The organism is Streptomyces sp. N35, from assembly GCF_016464295.1.
In the GTDB taxonomy this organism is placed as follows: domain Bacteria; phylum Actinomycetota; class Actinomycetes; order Streptomycetales; family Streptomycetaceae; genus Streptomyces.
This window is the reverse complement of the sequence record NZ_JAEIMH010000005.1, coordinates 150,412-169,275: the sequence shown is the minus strand read 5'-3', so window position 1 is coordinate 169,275 and position 18,864 is coordinate 150,412. Positions and strand designations below refer to the sequence as shown.

At 70.4% G+C, this 18,864-nt stretch carries 18 protein-coding genes; 11 read left to right on the top strand and 7 right to left on the bottom strand.

The genetic code is table 11. The features are described from left to right. Nucleotides 1-112 precede the first annotated feature (112 nt). Complete coding sequence (locus JAO81_RS04495; RefSeq protein ID WP_199546421.1) at nt 113-967, bottom strand: glutamate ABC transporter substrate-binding protein; 855 nt, start codon at nt 965-967, stop codon at nt 113-115. Between the two features lie 53 nt (nt 968-1,020). Further along, nucleotides 1,021-1,797 (bottom strand): amino acid ABC transporter ATP-binding protein, encoded by a 777-nt coding sequence (locus tag JAO81_RS04490; RefSeq protein WP_199546420.1) that lies wholly within the window; start codon nt 1,795-1,797, stop codon nt 1,021-1,023. Nucleotides 1,798-2,048: 251 nt separating this feature from the next. Between JAO81_RS04490 and JAO81_RS04485 the strand changes: the two genes are divergently transcribed. Both JAO81_RS04485 and JAO81_RS04480 read left to right on the top strand, forming a co-directional pair. Beyond that, the gene (locus JAO81_RS04485) at nt 2,049-2,747 is read left to right on the top strand and encodes a response regulator transcription factor (protein ID WP_199546419.1); all 699 of its coding nucleotides are present in this window, start codon (nt 2,049-2,051) and stop codon (nt 2,745-2,747) included. Between the two features lie 9 nt (nt 2,748-2,756). Next, nucleotides 2,757-4,157, top strand: a complete 1,401-nt coding sequence (locus tag JAO81_RS04480; RefSeq protein WP_199546418.1) for a HAMP domain-containing sensor histidine kinase — start codon at nt 2,757-2,759, stop codon at nt 4,155-4,157. A gap of 52 nt (nt 4,158-4,209) precedes the next feature. Here JAO81_RS04480 and JAO81_RS04475 read toward each other — a convergent pair whose 3' ends face one another. Then, entirely contained in the window at nt 4,210-5,202 is a 993-nt protein-coding gene (locus JAO81_RS04475) for a TAXI family TRAP transporter solute-binding subunit (RefSeq protein ID WP_199546417.1), read from the bottom strand. Nucleotides 5,203-5,448: 246 nt separating this feature from the next. Between JAO81_RS04475 and JAO81_RS04470 the strand changes: the two genes are divergently transcribed. The 3 genes from JAO81_RS04470 to JAO81_RS04460 are packed head-to-tail and all read left to right on the top strand — an operon-like array spanning nt 5,449 to nt 8,277. After that, nucleotides 5,449-7,266: an FAD-dependent monooxygenase gene (locus JAO81_RS04470; RefSeq protein WP_307813134.1), complete on the top strand. Its 1,818-nt coding sequence runs from the start codon at nt 5,449-5,451 to the stop codon at nt 7,264-7,266. A 46-nt stretch (nt 7,267-7,312) separates the two neighbouring features. Then, nucleotides 7,313-7,846 (top strand): cysteine dioxygenase, encoded by a 534-nt coding sequence (locus tag JAO81_RS04465; protein ID WP_199546416.1) that lies wholly within the window; start codon nt 7,313-7,315, stop codon nt 7,844-7,846. Continuing rightward, the gene (locus JAO81_RS04460) at nt 7,843-8,277 is read left to right on the top strand and encodes a rhodanese-like domain-containing protein (protein ID WP_199546415.1); all 435 of its coding nucleotides are present in this window, start codon (nt 7,843-7,845) and stop codon (nt 8,275-8,277) included. Before JAO81_RS04465 ends, JAO81_RS04460 begins: the two co-directional genes overlap by 4 nt. A gap of 99 nt (nt 8,278-8,376) precedes the next feature. Here the strand turns inward: JAO81_RS04460 and JAO81_RS04455 are convergent, their stop codons facing one another. The 4 genes from JAO81_RS04455 to JAO81_RS04440 all read right to left on the bottom strand — a co-directional run bounded on the left by JAO81_RS04455 (nt 8,377) and on the right by JAO81_RS04440 (nt 13,669). After that, nucleotides 8,377-10,905: an FtsX-like permease family protein gene (locus JAO81_RS04455; protein ID WP_199546414.1), complete on the bottom strand. Its 2,529-nt coding sequence runs from the start codon at nt 10,903-10,905 to the stop codon at nt 8,377-8,379. Nucleotides 10,906-11,090: 185 nt separating this feature from the next. After that, nucleotides 11,091-11,810 (bottom strand): recombination regulator RecX, encoded by a 720-nt coding sequence (gene recX, locus JAO81_RS04450; RefSeq protein ID WP_199546413.1) that lies wholly within the window; start codon nt 11,808-11,810, stop codon nt 11,091-11,093. Nucleotides 11,811-11,813: 3 nt separating this feature from the next. Then, on the bottom strand, nt 11,814-12,947 hold the full coding sequence (recA, locus tag JAO81_RS04445; protein ID WP_199546412.1) for a recombinase RecA: 1,134 nt from the start codon (nt 12,945-12,947) through the stop codon (nt 11,814-11,816). 242 nt (nt 12,948-13,189) lie between these two features. Next, nucleotides 13,190-13,669: a MarR family winged helix-turn-helix transcriptional regulator gene (locus JAO81_RS04440; protein ID WP_199546411.1), complete on the bottom strand. Its 480-nt coding sequence runs from the start codon at nt 13,667-13,669 to the stop codon at nt 13,190-13,192. Between the two features lie 110 nt (nt 13,670-13,779). Here JAO81_RS04440 and JAO81_RS04435 point away from each other — a divergent pair, with 110 nt between their 5' ends. The 6 genes from JAO81_RS04435 to JAO81_RS04410 all read left to right on the top strand — a co-directional run bounded on the left by JAO81_RS04435 (nt 13,780) and on the right by JAO81_RS04410 (nt 18,847). Beyond that, nucleotides 13,780-14,250 (top strand): SgcJ/EcaC family oxidoreductase, encoded by a 471-nt coding sequence (locus JAO81_RS04435; RefSeq protein WP_199546410.1) that lies wholly within the window; start codon nt 13,780-13,782, stop codon nt 14,248-14,250. Beyond that, a complete protein-coding gene (locus tag JAO81_RS04430; RefSeq protein WP_199546409.1) occupies nt 14,247-14,582 on the top strand; it encodes a hypothetical protein in 336 nt (111 codons plus the stop codon). The genes JAO81_RS04435 and JAO81_RS04430 overlap by 4 nt, the downstream gene beginning before the upstream one ends. Before the next feature lie 56 nt (nt 14,583-14,638). Beyond that, complete coding sequence (locus tag JAO81_RS04425) at nt 14,639-15,862, top strand: sensor histidine kinase (protein WP_199546408.1); 1,224 nt, start codon at nt 14,639-14,641, stop codon at nt 15,860-15,862. Further along, nucleotides 15,862-16,542: a response regulator transcription factor gene (locus JAO81_RS04420; RefSeq protein ID WP_199546450.1), complete on the top strand. Its 681-nt coding sequence runs from the start codon at nt 15,862-15,864 to the stop codon at nt 16,540-16,542. The genes JAO81_RS04425 and JAO81_RS04420 overlap by 1 nt, the downstream gene beginning before the upstream one ends. Before the next feature lie 250 nt (nt 16,543-16,792). Beyond that, nucleotides 16,793-18,064, top strand: coding sequence for a cytochrome ubiquinol oxidase subunit I (locus tag JAO81_RS04415; protein WP_199546407.1), 1,272 nt, complete (start codon nt 16,793-16,795; stop codon nt 18,062-18,064). A 9-nt stretch (nt 18,065-18,073) separates the two neighbouring features. Beyond that, nucleotides 18,074-18,847 carry a cytochrome d ubiquinol oxidase subunit II gene (locus JAO81_RS04410; protein ID WP_199546406.1) on the top strand — a complete coding sequence of 258 codons (774 nt, stop codon included), beginning with the start codon at nt 18,074-18,076 and terminating at the stop codon, nt 18,845-18,847. Nucleotides 18,848-18,864: the final 17 nt, after the last annotated feature.

Genomic DNA, 18,864 nt, shown 5'->3' with positions numbered 1-18,864 from the left:
ACGCGCCACCCGGGCTGTGTCTTCACAAGCCGGGTGGCGCGCCGTCGAAATGCCGCGGCCGCGGGATCCGGGCATGAGCCCGGTCAGGTCCTCAAGGGCCGCTGGTCAAGGGTTACTTGACGATGTTGCCGATCTTCGGGGCGGGCTCGTTCTTGTAGCCGGCCGGGCCGAAGTTGTCGTCGACAGCCTTCTGCCAGGCGCCGTCGGCGACCATCTTCTCGAGGGCCTTGTTGATCTTGTCCTTGAGGGCGGTGTTGCCGTCCTTGACGCCGATGCCGTAGTTCTCGTTGCTGAGCTTCAGGCCGGCCAGCTTGAACTTGCCCTTGTACTGCTCCTGCGAGGCGTAACCCGCGAGGATCGAGTCGTCGGTGGTCAGCGCGTCGATGGAGCCGCCCGCGAGACCCTCGAGGCACTCGGAGTAGGTGCTGAGCTCCTTGAGCTGCGCCTTCGGAGCGATCTCCTTCTTGACGTTCTGCGCGGAGGTCGAACCCGACACCGAGCAGAGCTTCTTGCCGTTGAGGTCCGTGCCTTCCTTGATGTCGGAGTCCGAGGCGACAAGGAGGTCCTGGTGGGCCAGAAGGTACGGACCGGCGAAGTCGACCAGCTTGTCGCGCTCGTCGTTGATCGAGTACGAGGCGGCGATGAACTCGACGTCACCGCGCTTGAGAGCGGTCTCGCGGTCGGCGCTCGGGGTCTCGACGAACTCGATCTTGTCCTCGGCGTAGCCGAGCTCCTTGGCCACGAACGTGGCGACGTCGACATCGAAGCCCGCGAAGCTGCCGTCCGGCGCCTTCTGGCCGATGCCCGGCTGGTCGTACTTGATGCCGATCTTGATCGACTTGCCGCCGCCGCTGCCTTCGGAGCCCGTACCGTCCTTGTCCTTCTTGCCGCCGTCACCACAGGCGGTGGCGGTCAGCGCGAGCGCGAGAACGGAGATGGTGGCGATACCGGCTTTGCGGAGCTTCATGATGAACATCCTTTGCTTTTCGGTGAGTTGCAGCAGCTCAGTGTCGCTTGAGCTCAGTGGTGCAGGATCTTCGACAGGAAGTCCTTGGCGCGGTCACTGCGGGGTGCGGTGAAGAATTTGTCCGGGGTCGCCTGCTCGACGATCTGGCCGTCCGCCATGAAGACGACGCGGTTGGCGGCCGAGCGGGCGAAGCCCATCTCATGAGTGACGACGACCATGGTCATGCCGTCGCGCGCGAGCTGCTGCATGACCTCGAGCACCTCGTTGATCATCTCCGGGTCCAGCGCGGAGGTCGGCTCGTCGAAGAGCATGACCTTCGGCTCCATGGCCAGGGCGCGCGCGATGGCGACGCGCTGCTGCTGGCCACCGGAGAGCTGAGCCGGATACTTGTCGGCCTGGGTCGCGACGCCGACCCGGTCGAGGAGGGCACGTGCCTTCTCCTCGGCGTCGGCCTTCGACTTCTTGCGGACCTTGATCTGGCCCAGCATGACGTTCTCGAGAACGGTCTTGTGGGCGAAGAGGTTGAAGGACTGGAAGACCATGCCGACGTCGGCCCGCAGCCGCGCCAGCTCCTTGCCTTCCGCGGGCAGCGGCTTGCCGTCGAGCGAGATGCTCCCGGAGTCGATGCCTTCGAGGCGGTTGATCGCCCGGCAGAGCGTCGACTTGCCCGAGCCCGAGGGCCCGATCACGACGACGACCTCGCCGCGGGCGATGGTCAGGTCGATGTCCTGGAGCACATGCAACGCGCCGAAGTGCTTGTTGACGTTCTTCAGCACGACCAGTTCGTCCGCCGCAGGCACAGCGTCCTTGGTCACCGATACTTCGGCCATGGGGGTCTTGCTCCATCCTCCTCGGTTGGGAGGACAGTAGTAACGCGGTAAGACCAGCGTCATTACATCTGAGGGGAAATTGAGCATAACGATCCGGCCGCAACCGGACACACTGCGTGAAGGGGACGCCCGCCCCGCGTACCGGCTGGATAACGGAACCCGCCCGTAACAAGAACGGCCTTGACGTCGTCACCGTGTATCGGCGTGACTGCCTGAGTGCATAAGACCTGCGTGAACGGAAGGAGGACAGAATGAGACTGCTGCTCGTCGAGGACGACGACCACGTGGCCGCCGCGCTGTCCGCCGTTCTCGCCCGGCACGGCTTCGAGGTCGTTCACGCCCGCAACGGCGAAGAGGCGCTGCGCGCGCTGCTTCCCACGGACAAACCGCCCTTCGGAGTCGTCCTGCTCGATCTCGGACTTCCCGACCAGGACGGTTACGAGGTCTGCGGGAAGATCCGCAAGCGCAGTGCGACACCCGTGATCATGGTGACCGCGCGCGGCGACATCCGCAGCCGCATCCACGGCCTGAACCTCGGCGCCGACGACTATGTCGTGAAGCCTTACGACACCGGGGAGTTGCTGGCCCGTATCCACGCGGTGAGCCGGCGTACGTCGCAGGAGGACTCCACCGGTCCGATCGAGACGGGCATCACGCTCGGGGACGTCCATGTGGAGCTGCCGACGCGCAAGGTGACCGTCTCCGGTGAGGACGTCCAGCTGACACGCAAGGAGTTCGACCTGCTCGCGCTGCTCGCCCAGCGCCCCGGTGTGGTCTTCCGCCGGGAACAGATCATCAGCGAGGTCTGGCAGACCAGCTGGGAGGGCACGGGCCGCACCCTCGAGGTGCATGTGGCCTCGCTGCGCTCCAAGCTGCGGATGCCCGCGCTGATCGAGACGGTGCGCGGCGTCGGCTACCGGCTCGTCGCTCCTGCCGCCCCTGCCGTATAAGGCCACTTCGTGCGTACGCGCCTGCTTCCGCTGCTCATCGTGCTGATGGCGGCCATCCTGCTCGCCCTCGGTTTCCCCCTGGCGGTGAGCCTGGCGGCCGCGCAGCAGCAGAAGGTCGTGGTCGACCGGATCGAGGATGCCGCCCGTTTTGCGGGACTTGCCCAGTACGTCACCGATCCGTCCAAGGACCTGCCCGGTGTCGAGGGCGAGCGCCGCAAGACGCTGCGCAAGGATCTCGAGCGCTACTACAAGGTCTACGGAATCCGGGCCGGCGTCTTCTTCCGCGACCACAGCGAGATGGTCGCCTCGCACGATTGGTCCGTGCCCGAGGACGGCGAGGGCCGTGAGGCCTTCGACGACGCGCTCTACAGCCACAGCAGCCAGGACCCACGGCAGATCTGGCCCTGGCAGAAGCGCCGTCTGTACGTGGCCAGTCCGGTCGTACGGGACGGAGATGTCGTCGCCGTCGTGCTCACGGACTCGCCCACGGGCAAGATGCGCTCCGAGATCACCCGCGGCTGGCTGCTCATCGGGGCCGGCGAGGCCGCCGCGATGTTCCTGGCGATCGGTGCCGCGCTGCGTCTGACGGGCTGGGTGCTTCGTCCCGTACGGGATCTCGACGCGACCACGCACGACATCGCGACGGGACGGCTCAAGTCCCGGGTCGCGGTGGCGGGCGGACCGCCCGAACTGCGGCGTCTGGCCCGCTCGTTCAACGAGATGGCGGACAACGTCGAGGACGTCCTGGAGCAGCAGCGGGCGTTCGTCGCGGACGCCTCGCATCAGCTCCGCAACCCGCTCGCCGCGCTGCTCCTGCGGATCGAGCTGCTCGCGCTCGAACTGCCCGAGGGCAACGAGGAGATCGCCTCGGTCCGTACGGAGGGCAAGCGGCTCGCCCGGGTCCTGGACGATCTGCTCGACCTCGCGCTCGCCGAGCACGCGGGCATCGAACCGGAGTTGACGGACATCGGCGAACTGGTCGCCGAGCGGGTCGCGGCCTGGGGCCCGCTCGCCGAGGACAAGGGCGTCGAGCTGCGCACCGAGGGGCTGCGCGCGACGACGGCCTGGGCGGATCCCGTGACCCTGTCCAGCGCCCTGGACGCGGTGATCGACAACGCCCTGAAGTTCACGCCCGCCGGCGAGCAGGTCACCGTGACGGTCGCGGCCAACGGCGCCACCACGACGGTGGAGATCGCGGACGGGGGCCCCGGGCTCACCGACGAGGAGTTGAACCGGATCGGCGACCGCTTCTGGCGCAGCAACCGCCACCAGAACGTCAAGGGCTCGGGCCTGGGCCTGTCCATCACCCGGGCCCTGCTGACATCATTCGACGGCACGATCGCGTACGCCCCGAACGAGCCGCACGGCTTGAAGGTGACCTTGTCCCTGCCGCGCTCGACCGGTGCCTGAGCTCGCAGCCTCACGGCTTCACGGGCTTCACGGGCTTCGAGGCTTCACGGCTTCACGGCTTCACGGACCGGTAATACCGCCGAGCCCCTTCATGCAGATCCAGCGGATCCGTGTACACCGCCGTCCGCAGATCCACCAGCTGCGCCGCATGCACCCGCTGCCCGATCGCATCGCGGTGGTCTATGACCACTCGCGTCAGCCACTCCGTGACCCGCTCATCCGCCTGCTCCGTGGTGACCAGCAGGTTGGCGACCGCGATGGTCTGCACCGGCCTGCCGCCCTGCGCATCGGGATAGGCGTCCGTCGGCATGATCGCCGCGCGGTAGTAGCTGGACCGGCCGCCCTGACGGTGCAGCTCGTCCACCAGACTGCCGAGTTCGACCAGGCGGATGTCGGTCTTCTCCGAGAGGTCCTTCACGAACGGCGTCGTCAGTCCTCCGGACCAGAAGAACGCGTCCACGTCCCCCGTCGTCAACGACGGACCCGCCGCCTGCGACGCCGTGTCCACGGCATCGATGTCACCGAGATCGAGGCCCGCGGCGGCCAGCACCCGCTCGGCGATGATCCGCACCCCGGAGCCCTCCGGCCCCACCACGACCCGCTTGCCCTTCAGGTCGGCGACCTTCGTCACGCGCGAATCCCCGCGCACGACCAGGTGCACATAGTCGTCGTACAGCCGCACGCAGCCGCGCAGCCGGTCCCAGCCGCTGCCCTTGTCCTGCTGGTACTGCCGCACCGCGTCGGCCGCCGCGATGGTGTAGTCGGCCTCACCGGTGGCCACCCGCCGGACGTTCTCCTTGGAGCCCTGGCTGCTCCACAACTTGATGTCCAGATCGGGCAGATCGTCGGCGGCGGCCTTCTTCAGCTCGTTGCCGTACACCTCGTACACGCCCGAGGCCCCGCCGGTGCTGAAGACGACCTTCCCGCCGGGCGGGCTCGCCCCCAACGGCAGCAACCACCACAGAAGCAGTCCGAACACCACAAGCCCGGCGCCCGCCCCTTCGAGGGCGCGGCGCCTGCTGATGCGCGGGAGTGCGAGCGGCATGCGCGCGATCCTGCCAGGTCACGCGCTGTGAGCACCAGGGCCGATGTCACACCGTGACCGCAGGGCGCCGCTGCCGGGCCGCTTACAGCGTGAGGCCGCCGAAGGGAAGCGTTCCGGGCCCGCGGGAGGCGCAGCTTGACTCGGGAGGCATGCAGTCGGTTGCATACGTTCTGTGATCGTGCACCTTGCGCCAACTGCCCTCTCCCGTACGTCGCGCAGCACCCTGACGGCAGGGGGCGCCGCACCGTGGACCCGGTGATCATCGCGGGTGCCGGGCCCGTGGGCCTCACGTCGGCCCTGGCCCTGGCCCGGCACGGCGTCCCGTCCGTCGTCCTGGACGAGGGCCCCGGCAAGGACGAGCAGCGGCCCGCCCGCACCGTGGTCCTGCGCAAGGACACCGCCGCCCTCGTCGAACGGCTCACGGGGATCACATTGAGCGACACCCGCTGGACGGGCTGGCGTTCGCTGCGCCGAAAGCAGGAACTGCGCCAGGTCGCCTTCGACGATGCCGATCCGGGCCCCGCGCATCTCGCCCAGCACACGCTCACCGCCGCCCTGCGTACCGCCGTCGACGAGGAGCGCCTGGTCAGGGTGGCCGTCGACAGCCGCCTCGACTCGATCGAGCAGGACGCGGGCGGGGTCACCGCACACACCAAGGGGCCCAAGGGCACATGGTGGCGCGGCAGTTATCTGATCGGCTGCGACGGTCCGCGCTCCACGGTGCGCAAGCTGCTCGACGTCCGCTTTCCCGGCCGTACGGCGGTGGAGCGGCACGCCGTCGCGGCGCTGCGCGCCGAGCTGCCGTGGCCGGGCGAGGCTCTGCTGCACCGGATGGCGCCCTGGCGCGGCGCCCCGGCCGAGATCACCGCGCGCCCGCTGCAGGACGACGTCTGGCGGCTCGACTGGCTGCTGCCCGCCCGCAGCGAACTCGTCACGCCCGAGCGCCTGGTGGCCCTGGTACGGGACACGCTGGCCGGCTGGTGCGGTACGACACCCCCGTACGAACTGCTCGACACCGGCGTACACACCGTGCACCACCGGCTCGCACGGCGCTGGCGCGTGGGCCGCTGCTTCCTCGCCGGGGACGCGGCGCATCTTCTGGGCGCCCTCGGCACCCAGGGGGTGGACGAGGGGCGGCGCGACCCGGACAACCTCGCCTGGAGGCTGGTGCTGTCCCGCGACCACGGTGAGTCGAAGCTGCTGCCCGACAGCTACCAGGCCGAGCGCCGCAGCGCCGTCGCGGCCCGGCTGCGCGCCGCCGACCAGGCGCTGCCGATACTGCGCGGCGGCGGGGGCCTGCGGGCGTATGTGCCGGGGACGGCGCGCGGGCATGACGCGCTCCTGACCGACGGACACCTGGGGCGCGGTCCGCTGGGCTCGCTTCCGGCGTACGACCGGTCGCCGCTCGCGCTCGATGAACCCTCGGAGTCCCAGGTCACGGTCGGTACGGAGCCGGGCGCACCGATCTCCGACGTACCGGTGACCGCACCGGACGGCGCCGAAGTCCGGCTGCGGGACCGGCTCGGGCGCGGACGTCTCCTTGTCGTCCTGGTCGCGCCGGGCACGGGCGTGTGGGACCGGCGGCACTGGCTGAAGGCCGGGGTGATGCCACGGCTCGCGGCGGCGGTCACCGCGCTGCCCCTGCCGGCCGAACTGCTCGTCGCGGAGGGCTATCCCGGCGCGGTCGCCCATACGGTGCTGCTGATCCGGCCCGACGGCCATCTGGTGACGGCGCTGAGCGGTGTACGGCCCGCGGAGTTGTACGCGGCGGCGGACACGGCGCGCGGCGGGAAACCCGCTCCGCCGGCGGGCGCACGGCGTGCGAGGGCGGACGAAGAGGGCGCGGCGGCGGGTGACCGGGGCCCCCCCGGCCCCCCCCCGGCCCCCCCCCCCCCCCGAGCCGGGCCCCCCGATTGCCCGCCACGTTCCGTCATGGTGTACCCCGCCCATGACGGAACGTGGCGTGCATATGTGGCGGAGGGTCCATCTGGACCTGGTCCGCTACGCAGGCTGCGTCTGTACCGAACCCTGCTGATTCGCCCTTCCCTCGCGCTCCCCGCCTGAAGGCGGGTTCGACGCGCGTCCCCAGCGAACCTTCAGGACGGTATCCGTGTCCGCACCTTCCGCCGCCTCGGCGACCCCTGCCACCGCGGCCCCCACTCCGGCTCAACTCCTCGACTTCGTCACCCGCAGCGCCGCCGACGCCGAGCTCATCGCCTCGCTCCCGCTCGACCCCGAGGGCCGTACCTGGCTGCGTCTCGAAGGCCCAGGCGGCAGCGAGGCCTGGCTGATCGGCTGGCCGCCGGGCACCGGTACCGGCTGGCACGACCACGCCGAGTCCATCGGCGCGTTCGCCACGGCGTCGGGCACGCTGAAGGAGAACTCGCTGACGGCCCGTATCCCCACGTCCGCCTGGAAGTCCCTCGAACTGGCCGAAGACCTCGACCGGGAACGGGTGTTGGAGGCGGGCGAGGGCCGGGCGTTCGGGCAGCACCATGTGCACGAGGTGCTCAACGAGTCCACCGCGCAGCATGCGGTCTCGGTCCACGCGTACTATCCGCCGCTCCCGCTGATCCGCCGCTACAGCCGCACCGGCCCGATCCTGCGCCTGGAAGACGTCGAGCAGCCGGAGGACTGGCAGTGAGCGCCCGCCCGGTGTCGATCGACGAGCATCTGGAACGAGTACGTGCGGGTCTCGACCGGATCACTCCACAGGAGGCCCACGAGGGTTTCCTGGCAGGCGAGTTGCTGCTCGTGGACACCCGTTACGCGGAGCTGCGCGAGCGCGACGGCCTCATCCCCGGCGCGCTCGTGGTCGAACGCAACGAGCTCGAATGGCGCCTGGACCCGCTGGGCAGCCACCGCGCCGCCGCGGTCACCCGGCACGACCAGCGCCTGGTGATCTTCTGCAACGAGGGCTACGCCTCCAGCCTCGCCGTCCACTCCCTGCTCCAGCTCGGCCTGCACCGCGCCACCGATCTGATCGGCGGCTTCCAGGCCTGGCGCAGGGCGGGGCTTCCGGTGGTGCCGGCGGCTTCGGTGCCGGATGCGATCACCCGGCCGATCTCGCAGTAGACGGAGACCCGGCTCGCCCCCTGACCACGGCAAGGGTTCCTTCGATACGAGCATGAGCCCGCCTCGTATCGAAGGAACCCCGTGCTGCAGCGTGCGTGGCTACTCCTTGGCCAGCGCCGCCTCCACCGGCCGGGCCCGCAGGGCCGAACGGCCGGGCAGGGAGGTGGCGATGAGGGCGAGCGCGCCGGCCGCGGCGATGATCGTGACGTACAGGAGCGGAGCCACCGAAGGCGCGGCGGTGCCCGTCATGCCGACGCTGAAGGCCGTGAGGACGGCCAGCGCGATACCGCTGCCGAGCGCCGTGGCGAGCAGCAGGACCGAGACGGCCTCGATCCGCAGCATGCGCAGCACCTGGTGGCGGGTGGCGCCGACGAGACGCAGCTGGGCGAACTCGCGGACACGTGCCGATACGGACATCACGAGGGTGTTGACCACGGCGATCGCGGTGAAGGCGAGGACGAGGGCCATGGCGAGCAGGTTGACCTCGGCGTTGGCCTGCTGACGCTCGGCCTGCAGCCGGTCGGCCTCACCGGGGGCGAGGATCTGGATGCCGGGGAAGTCCCGGAGCGCGTCGGCCAGTTGGTGGCGTGGGGCGTCGGAGGCGACGAGGACGGCGGCGGCCAAGGGGTTGTCGACATGGTCGGCGACCAGGTCGTGGGCGAGGGTGAGGTCGCCGAAGCCGAGGCCGCGGGTGTAGACGGCGGTGACCTTGACGGTGGCGGGGGTGCCGTCGCCGAGGGTCAGTTTCAGGGTGCTGCCGGGCTTCAATCCGAGCTGGTCGGCGGCGAGTTCGCTGACCGCCGCACTCTGCGGGCCGAATCCCTCGAGCGTGCCGGCCGTGACCTCGGGGTCCCAGGTGCGGGTGAGGCCCTCGGGGGTGACGCCCTGGGTCTGGTACTTGTCGAGGCCGACGCGCACGGTGGTCCGTACGACCTCGGTGGCGGTGGCACCGGACGCACGGAGCTGCCGGGCGGCTCCGGCCGGAACGCCGGGGCCTTGCGCGGACAGCACCCAGTCGGCCCGTACGCCTTCGCGGGCCTGTGCACGGGAGGCGTCGCCGAGTGTGGACTGGACGAACAGGACCGTGCAGGTCATGCCGATCAGGAGGACGAGCGGGGTGACGACGGAGGCCATCCGGACGGAGTTGCCGCGCAGATTGGCGGTGGCGAGCTTTCCGCCGTGTCCGGTGAGCCGCAGCGGGAGCTTCAGGATGAACGCGGTGGCCCGCACCAGCAGCGGTCCGAGCAGCGCCACGGCGATGGCGAGGACCACAACGGCCAGGAAGGTCACGGGAGTCGATGCGGGTTCGGTGCGCAGCGTGCTGAGCACCGCGACGAGGGTGATGCCGCCGGCGAGGGTGATGAATCCCGCCGCGATACGGGTCCACGCGGGGCGCGCGGGTTGCAGGGCCGCCTCCGACAGGGCCTGTGCGGGGCGGATGCGGGCGATACGGCGGCCGGAGATACGGGCTGCGGCCCAGGCTCCGAACAGGGTCGCGCCGAAGGCGGCGAAGAGCGGGAAGACGCTGACCGTGTGGTCCAGGGAGGCGGGGATGGCGCCGGCCTCGACGAAACGGTGTTGCAGCCAGGAGCCGAGCGGGAGACCGAGCAGCGCTCCGGCGAGGCCGGCCACCGCGCCGACCACCAGGGCTTCGCGGGCGAGCAGTTGACGGATCTGCTTCGAGGTGGTGGCGATCGCCCGGAGCAGGGCGAGTTCGCGGTGGCGCTGCTGCACGGAGAGCGCGAAGGTGCCGACGACCACGAGGACGGCGACGAGCAGGGAGGTGCCGCCCATCGCACCGCCCATGGAGACGAGCTTGACGCGGGCCCCCGCGGCGTCGAGGAATTCCACGGCGCCCTTGGCCTCACCCGTGCTGACCTGGACCTGCGGTGCGGGGAGCGCCTCGCGCAGCCGCTCGCTCAACGCGCTTACGGAGACGCCGTCTTCGGGAATCACCGCGAGGGCCGTGACCTGGCCGGGGCGTGCGGCCAGGCGCTCGGCCTCCGCGTCGCTGAAGAAGAGGGCGCTCTGATGCTCGAGGTCCTGCCTCTGGGCGGGGGCGGCGATCCCGGTGATGCGATATGTACGCGGGGCCTGCGTGGACTGCACGGTGAGCCGGTCGCCCACGGCGAGACCGGCGCGCTCCGCGAGTCCCCGGTCGACGACCAGATCACCGGCGCCCTTGGGTGCCGTGCCGTCGGTGAGACGGAAGGGGGTGAGGGCGGCGGAGGACCAGGCGTGGCCGAGGGACCGACCGGTGTGCGGTGTGCCCAACGGCTGGGCGAGGAAGGAGAGTTCGGGGATCACCTGCCCGACCCCGTCGACGGCCCGTACCTCGGCGGCCGTGGCGCGGGGCAGCCAGGCCCGCTCGGCAATGGGCTTGGCCTTGTGCTTGACCTTGGTCTTGCCCTTCTTCTCCTTGACCGTGGTCCGATGCACGTTCTGGTCGGCGGAGACGATGATCGGGGCGCCGGCATAGCGTTCGGCGGCGATCTTTCCCCGTAGCCCGGTCTCGAGCAGCGAGCCGCAGGCGGCGATCAGCGCTGCGGCACACATCAGCGCGAGAAACGCTCCGACGAAGCCGCCTTTGCGGTGCCGGACGGTCCTGAAGGCGTAGCGCAGCAGCATGGCGCACGGTCTCTTTTCGGTTGTCGGGGACGGGGCCCGAAGCCCTTCTGGTGTGCACCTCCACAGTGCTGCGCACACCCCGCCCGACACACTGGAGCCGTCTGCCGTCCCTTGCGGGGGCTATCCCCACCGCTGCTGCTACGGCTTTCCCGGGCGCCGCACTCCCCGGACCGAGCGCCCCCGGCTCACTGGCCCGGGAACCCCAACTCCTCCACGTCCTCCCCTTCTTCCTCCAACGCCCGCCGCACCACCCGCAGCGCCATCCCCTCCGGATACCCCTTGCGCGCCAGCATCCCCGCGAGCCGGCGCAGGCGCTTGTCGCGGTCGAGGCCGCGGGTCGTGCGCAGCTTGCGGTCGACCAGTTCGCGGGCCGTCTCCTCCTCCTGGTCGGAGTCGAGCCGGCCCACGGCCTCGTCGATGGTGGCCGAGTCGACCCCCTTCGTCCGCAACTCCCGTGCCAGGGCACGACGGGCGAGCCCTCGGCCGTGATGCCGTGACTCGACCCAGGCGTCGGCGAACGCCGCGTCGTTGATCAGCCCGACCTCTTCGAAGCGGGAGAGGACTTCCTCCGCCACCTCGTCGGGGATCTCCTTCTTGCGCAGGGCATCGGCGAGCTGCTGACGCGTGCGCGGGGTGCCGGTGAGCAGCCGCAGACAGATGTTCCGCGCGCGCTCGGCCGGATCGGTCTCCCGCTCCGGCCGGCCCTCCTGGCGAGACTCCCGCTCCGGGCGCCCCTGTGCACGCGGCTCCCCCTCCCCGGCCCTCGACGGATCAGGGGAACCGCTGTCCTGTTCGCCGAACCCGCGCCGGCGTCCGCCGCCCCCACGGCGCCCACGCCTTTGCGGCTCGGACGGCCCGAGGTCAAAGTCCCCCGACTCCCCGGGCCAGTCGGTGCGTCGTACCACGGATCAGCTCTTGGCCGCCGCGGCCTTGGTCGCCTTGGCCTTGGTGGCCGGAGCCGGGACCGTCTTGGCAGCGGCGTCCTTGTCGGCATCGGCCGCGGCCGGACCGGCGGCGTCCGCACCGGGCGCGACCTCCGGGGCCGGCTTCACACCGACGCCGAGCTTCTCCTTGATCTTCTTCTCGATCTCATTGGCGAGATCGGGGTTGTCCTTCAGGAAGTTACGGGCGTTCTCCTTGCCCTGGCCGAGCTGGTCGCCCTCGTACGTGTACCAGGCACCGGCCTTGCGCACGAAACCGTTCTCCACGCCCATGTCGATCAGGCCGCCCTCGCGGCTGATGCCATGCCCGTAGAGGATGTCGAACTCGGCCTGCTTGAACGGCGGCGCGACCTTGTTCTTGACGACCTTGACGCGGGTGCGGTTGCCGACCGCGTCCGTGCCGTCCTTGAGGGTCTCGATACGGCGGATGTCGAGCCGCACCGAGGCGTAGAACTTGAGCGCGCGGCCACCGGTCGTGGTCTCCGGCGAGCCGAACATCACGCCGATCTTCTCGCGCAGCTGGTTGATGAAGATCGCCGTGGTCTTGGACTGGTTGAGCGCCGAGGTGATCTTCCGCAGCGCCTGGGACATCAGACGGGCCTGCAGACCCACGTGGCTGTCGCCCATCTCGCCCTCGATCTCCGCACGCGGCACAAGGGCGGCGACGGAGTCGATGACGATGAGGTCGAGGGCGCCGGAGCGGACCAGCATGTCGACGATCTCGAGGGCCTGCTCACCGTTGTCCGGCTGGGACAGGATGAGGTTGTCGATGTCGACGCCGAGCTTCTTGGCGTACTCCGGGTCGAGCGCGTGCTCGGCGTCCACGAAGGCCACCTGGCCGCCGGCGCGCTGGGCGTTGGCCACCGCGTGCAGGGTCAGCGTGGTCTTGCCGGAGGACTCCGGTCCGTACACCTCCACCACGCGGCCGCGCGGGATGCCGCCGACGCCGAGCGCGACGTCGAGCGCGGTCGACCCGGTGGGGATGACCTCGATGGGCTCGTTCGGCCGCTCGCCCATGCGCATCACTGCGCCCTTGCCGAATTGGCGTTCAATCTGTGCGAGGGCTGTTTCCAGCGCCTTCTCGCGGTCCGTACCTGCCATGGGTTCCACCCGATTTGCTTGAGTCGATCGCTTCACGTCAAAGACGCTATCGCCTGCCACTGACAATCCGCCTCGACGCCCGTCCAGCCTGTGGATAACTCCGCGCGAATCCCGGAGCGACCCCGCGCCAACCCCGGAATCACGGGCCTGCAGAGAGGCCAGACCATCCATGAGAATGGATGTTCGATTTCTGTGTCAAGCGCACCACGCGGCACGCGGCGCCGCTTCCGCAAACCGTCGGCTCACCCCTGCGAAGCCCGCCTCCCTGCCCTGCGCGTCTCCTCGGTGGCCTGCCGGAAGGCCGGAGCCGCACGCCTGAAGTAGTCGAAGAGCAGCTCCCGCTCGCCGGCCGAGTACCCGTCGAGGACCTCGCCGATGAGCCGCCGAGCCGGCGCCACCGCCTGGGCGATCCGGGCCTCCGCCTCCGGCACCGGCTCGACGATCACCTTGCGCCGATCCGTCGGATCGGCGGCCCTCCGCACGAAGCCGGCCCGCTCCAGGCGGTCGATCAGCCGCGTGGTCGCCCCCGTGGTGAGCCCGGTCCGCTCGGCCAACCGCCCCGAGGTCAGGCCCCCTTCGAGGGCCAGCTGGCTGAAGGCGTACCACTCGGAAGCCTGCAGCCCCACCGCCGCCGCGCCCGCCATCGCCTGCAGCCCCACCGCATCGAGGTAGGCGCGGAAGATCTCACCCTCGTCACCGGATGCCCGTTTTGCGCTTGCCATGGAGCCTCACTTCTCTTACATTTAAATAGCTGCACGTGTGCAGATACTGCCCAGAATCAGTATCTGCGCCACTCTAAAGGAATGCGCCACTCCAAAGGAAAGAGTCCGTCATGCCCCAGCAGGCCACACCCTCGGACCGGACCGCCGACCGCCGGGCCATCACCGACACCCTCACCCGCCTTCTGGACGCCTGGGCCCGCCACGATGCCGGCGCCTACGGAGCCGAGTTCACCGAGGACGCCTCGTACATCACCTTCGTCGGCACGTACTACCGAGGCAGGCGCGACATAGCCGAGAGCCATCGCATCCTGTTCGCCAAGTTCCTCAAGGGCACGCGGCTCGCCGACGAGCTTGTGGACCTGCGGTTCCTCGGCCCCGACACTGCCGTGGTCAACAGCCGCGGGGACACGTACAAGGGCGCGCGGCCCAAGGCGCTCGCCAAGGTGCAGACGTACACGTTGGTCCGCGAGGCCGACGGCCGGTGGCGTATCGCCGCCTTCCACAACACCAAGCGGAAGCCGCTGATGGAGGCGTTCTCCTTCAAGATGGCGCCTGGCCTCGTCCCCGCGGGCGACCGGTGAGCGCCGGGCGGAAGCTGCTCGCCGAGGCCACCGGCGAGGTGGAGCTGCCGGCCGACGACGTCCGGCGCGCGCTGGTGGAGAACTTCGACGACGGCTATCTGAAGGTGGACGTGACGGCCGGACGCGTAGGGGTCCAGGGCGGTTGGTGGTACCGCGGGGAGTACGAGCTGACGCCGCACGGCAGCGGCACACGGGTGGTACTGCGCGTCTACAACGTCGCGGCCCGGGGCCGCTGGGCCGTGCCCCTGGCCAACCGGTTCTTCCGCGGCTTCGCCCAGCAGACCCGTACGGGGCTCGACACCCTGCTCGCCGGTCTGCGGCCCCCGGGCTGAACAGCCTCGGCCGCCCACCCTCGAGCGCCCCCAAGCAGCGCGAATATCCTCGGACCATGGCCCTCCCCCCGACCACCCAGCTCACCGAGCGCCTCACCGAGCGTGGCAAGGACATCGCCGTGGTGCTCGCCGTCACGGCGATCGTGGTGGGCGGGACGTTCTGGTCGATGCGCGGCAAGAGCGAGACGTTCGGGCAGGCCGCCCTCGGCTGGGCGCTGATCGCGGTCGGCTGCGGTGCGCTGTACTTCCGCCGCCGCTGGCCCGTCGCCGTCGCCCTGGTCACATTGGCCGTCTGCGTCGTCTACTACCCGCTCAGCGTCTACGACGGCCTGGTCATGGTCACCTTCGTGGTCGCGCTGTACACGGCCGCCGCCGAGGGCAGGTTCGCCGCCGCCGTCGCGCTCGGTATCGGCGTGATGCTGATGATCGTGTACGGGGAGATGCGCCAGGCACCGGGCCGGCGTGAGGTCGACGACGCGTCGTTCATGATGCTGGCCGGCTGGCTGCTCAGCATCCTGGTGCTCGCCCGGGCCCAGCGCACCCGCGCCGCCTATCTCGAAGAGGTACGCGCCCGCGCCCTCGCCGCCGAGCGCGAGCAGGAGGCGCGGGCACAGCAGAGCGCGACCGAGGAGCGGCTGCGGATCGCCCGCGAGGTGCATGACGTCCTCGGGCACAGCATCTCGCTGATCAACGTGCAGTCGAGTGCCGCGCTGTACAAGCTGGGCAAGAAGCGCACCGCAGCCGATCCTGCCGTCGCGCTCGCCGGTGCCGAAGAGGCCCTGGAGGCAGTGAAGTCCACCAGCAAGGACGCCCTGCGCGAGCTGCGTTCCACCCTCGGCATGCTGCGCGAGGCGGGCGAGGCCGCCCCCACCGCGCCCGCGTCGGGACTCGCCCAGCTGCCCGAACTCGCCGAGCGGGCAAGGAGCGCCGGACTCGACGTACGCATCGCCACGCAAGGCACCGCACGTGAACTGCCGCCTCCCCTCGACCTGGCCGCGTACCGGATCGTGCAGGAGTCGCTGACCAATGTGACCCGCCATGCGCAGGCGACCGCCGCCACGATCACACTCGACTACGGTACGGACGGCCTGCGGCTGCGCATCGAGGACGACGGCCTGGGCGCGCCCGACGGGATCGGCAGGGGCAGCGGGATCCGCGGGATGGCCGAGCGGGCCAAGGCCTTCGGCGGCGAACTGACCACCGAGAACACGGCGGACGGCTTCCGGGTCATGGCCCGGCTGCCGTTCACCACAACCGATACGGCCCAGGGGGCGCAATGATGCAGCCGGCCGACGCGATCCGCGTCCTGCTCGCCGACGACCAGACGCTGGTGCGCGCGGGCTTCCGCTCGATGCTGGACGACGAGGACGACATCGAGGTGGTCGGCGAGGCCGCGGACGGCGAGCAGGCCTGCGCGCTCGCCCGCCAACTGCGCCCGGACGTCGTCCTCATGGACATCCGTATGCCCGTACTCGACGGCCTCGAGGCGACCGCGCGGATCACCGCCGACCCGGCGCTCGAGGGCGTACGGGTGGTGATCCTGACGACCTTCGACATGGACGACTACGTGTACGGCGCGCTGCGCGCGGGCGCATCGGGCTTCCTGGTGAAGGACACCGAGCCGATGGAACTCCTGCACGGCGTACGGGTGGTGGCGCGCGGCGACGCCCTGATCGCCCCGGCCGTGACGCGGCGCCTGATCGCGGAGTTCGCGGGCCGCTCCAAGCAGCCCGACCCGAGCCCGCGGCTCAACGCGCTGACCGACCGCGAGCGGGAGGTCATGGGCCTGGTCGGCGCGGGGCTCTCCAACGACGAGATCGCGCAGCGCCTGGTCCTGTCCCCCGCGACCGCCAAGACCCACGTCAGCCGGATCATGACCAAGCTCGACGTCCGCGACCGGGCGCAGCTGGTGATCCTGGCGTACGAGTCGGGGATGATCACGCCGGGGTGGCTGGCCTGAGGCTGCGGGGCTTCTTGGGCGGGCTGGGCGAACTGGCCGGGCTGGGCGGACCGGCCGGATAGCCGGACAGACCCCTCCCTCCCGGGGGCCGAGCCCTTCCAAGGCTATCGGCCCCCACTGACAACGCCGGCCCGGCGACCGCACGCAACTGCGGTAGTACGCGGCCGCCCCAAGCCACAACCCGGGATGTACGCCCACTGTCCACCGCGGGCCGACGCGGCACCCCAAGCCGTACGCCGACGCTGAGGGCGTGAACCCGGAAACCCTCGATCTCGCCCGGCTGCAGTTCGCCCTCACGGCGGGCGGCCACTTCCTCTTCGTCGCGCTCACCCTGGGCCTCGCGACGGTGGTGGCCTGTCTGCAGACGGCCGCGACCCTCACCGAGAAGCCCCTGTACCCGCGCATGGTCCGCTTCTGGGGCCAGCTCTACGTGATCAACTACGCGGTCGGGATCGTCACCGGCCTGGTCATGGAGTTCCAGTTCGGCCTGAGCTGGAGCGGACTCACGCACCGGGCGGGCGATGTCTTCGGCTCGTCGCTGGCGATGGAGACGGTGATCGCCTTCTTCGTCGAGTCCACGTTCCTGGGCCTGTGGATCTTCGGCTGGCACCGCTTCAAGAAGTGGGTGCACCTGGCGCTGATCTGGGGCGTCACGCTCACCGCGTACGCCTCGGCGTACTGGATCCTGGTCGCCAACGGCTTCCTCAACAACCCGGTCGGCCACCGCGAGGAGAACGGCCGCCTGGTCACCGAGAGCACCGTCGAGGTCTTCACCAACCCCAGCGCCCTGCTCTCCTTCGGGCACGTCCTGGGCGGCGCGCTGCTCACGGCCGGGTTCTTCATGGCGGGCGTCTCCGCGTACCACCTCTTCAAGCGCTCGGCCGAGGGGGAGTTCTTCGGCAAGAGCCTGCGGATCGGGGTGTTCCTCTCGCTGCCGGCGCTGTTCGTGACGGCCGCTTTCGGCGGGCTGCAGTTCGTGGGGATGCAGCCGATGAAGGAGGCGGTGTTCAGCGCGAACACCGCCGAGATCGCCAAGCTGCAGGCCGAGATGGTGGAGCGTTTCGGACCCGGTGACTATGTGCCCTCCGAGGCGCTCACACGCACGGCCGGAATCCTGATGCTGCTCGCGTTCGCGCTGATGATGTACCTCTGCCTCGCCGGTGTGGTCCTCGCCGCCTTCCGCAAGGTCGTCTTCCGCTTCCGGCTCTGGCACGTGGTCCTGATGGCCGCCGTACCGCTGCCGTATCTCGCGATGATCAGCGGCTGGGTGTTCCGCGAGGCGGGCCGTCAACCCTGGGTCGTGTACGGCCTGTTGAAGACCGAGGACGCCGTCTCACCGGTCTCTCCGGATTCGATGCGGCTTTCCCTGATCGTCTTCACCTCGCTCTTCGCGCTGCTCGCCGCCCTCAACTTCTGGCTGATCGTGCGCCACGCGCGCCTCGGCCCCGTCGACACCGACCTCGGCCGGGACGAACGCGAGGCCGACGACCCGGCCGACGCCCTGACCCCCGCGCGCTACTAGGAGGCCGCCATGGAAACTCTCGCCATCGCCCTGCTCGGCTTCTTCGCCGCCGGCTACTTCGTGCTCGGGGGTGCCGACATCGGCACCGGCATGCTCACCCCGTACCTGGGCCGCTCGGACCGCGAACGCCGCCTCGTCATCACCTCGTTCGCGCCCTTCTTCCTGGGCAACGAGGTGTGGCTGGTGGCCACCGCCGGCCTGCTCATCGGCTGCTTTCCCGAGCTGGAAGGAGAGCTCCTGAGCGGCCAGTTCTCGGTGGTCGTCCCGCTGCTCACCGGCTGGATCGTGCGCGACATGGGCCTGTGGCTGCGCGGCCGCGCGGGCGGACGCGCCTGGCGGATCGGCTGCGATACGGCGGTGACCGGCGGCAGTTGGACCGTGGCGCTCGCCTGGGGCTGGCTGCTCGCCGGCCTGTTCAGCGGCTCGCTGCACGCGCCCGCGAGCGGGCCGGTCGCGCTCATCACCGCCGTGGCGGTCGCCGCGCTCTTCGCCGTGCACGGGCTCGGCTTCGCGGTCCTCAGGCTGACCGGCGATCCGTACGCCCGCGCGCGGGTCCTGGTCGGGCGGGCCACCCGCCCCTGGCAGTCGTTCGCGCTGACCGCCGCCCTGATGGCGGCTCTGCCCCTGCTCGCCGGGCTCGGTCTGCCGCTCACCGCGTCGGCCGGCTCGTCCGTGGACGCGCTCGTGCCCGCGCTGCTCGTGGTGACGCCGCTCCTGGTGGCCGTACAGGCGTGGATGTGGCACACGTTCCGCGCCCGCGTGACACGCCCCTCGTACCTCTGACGTCGTGCCTCTGACGT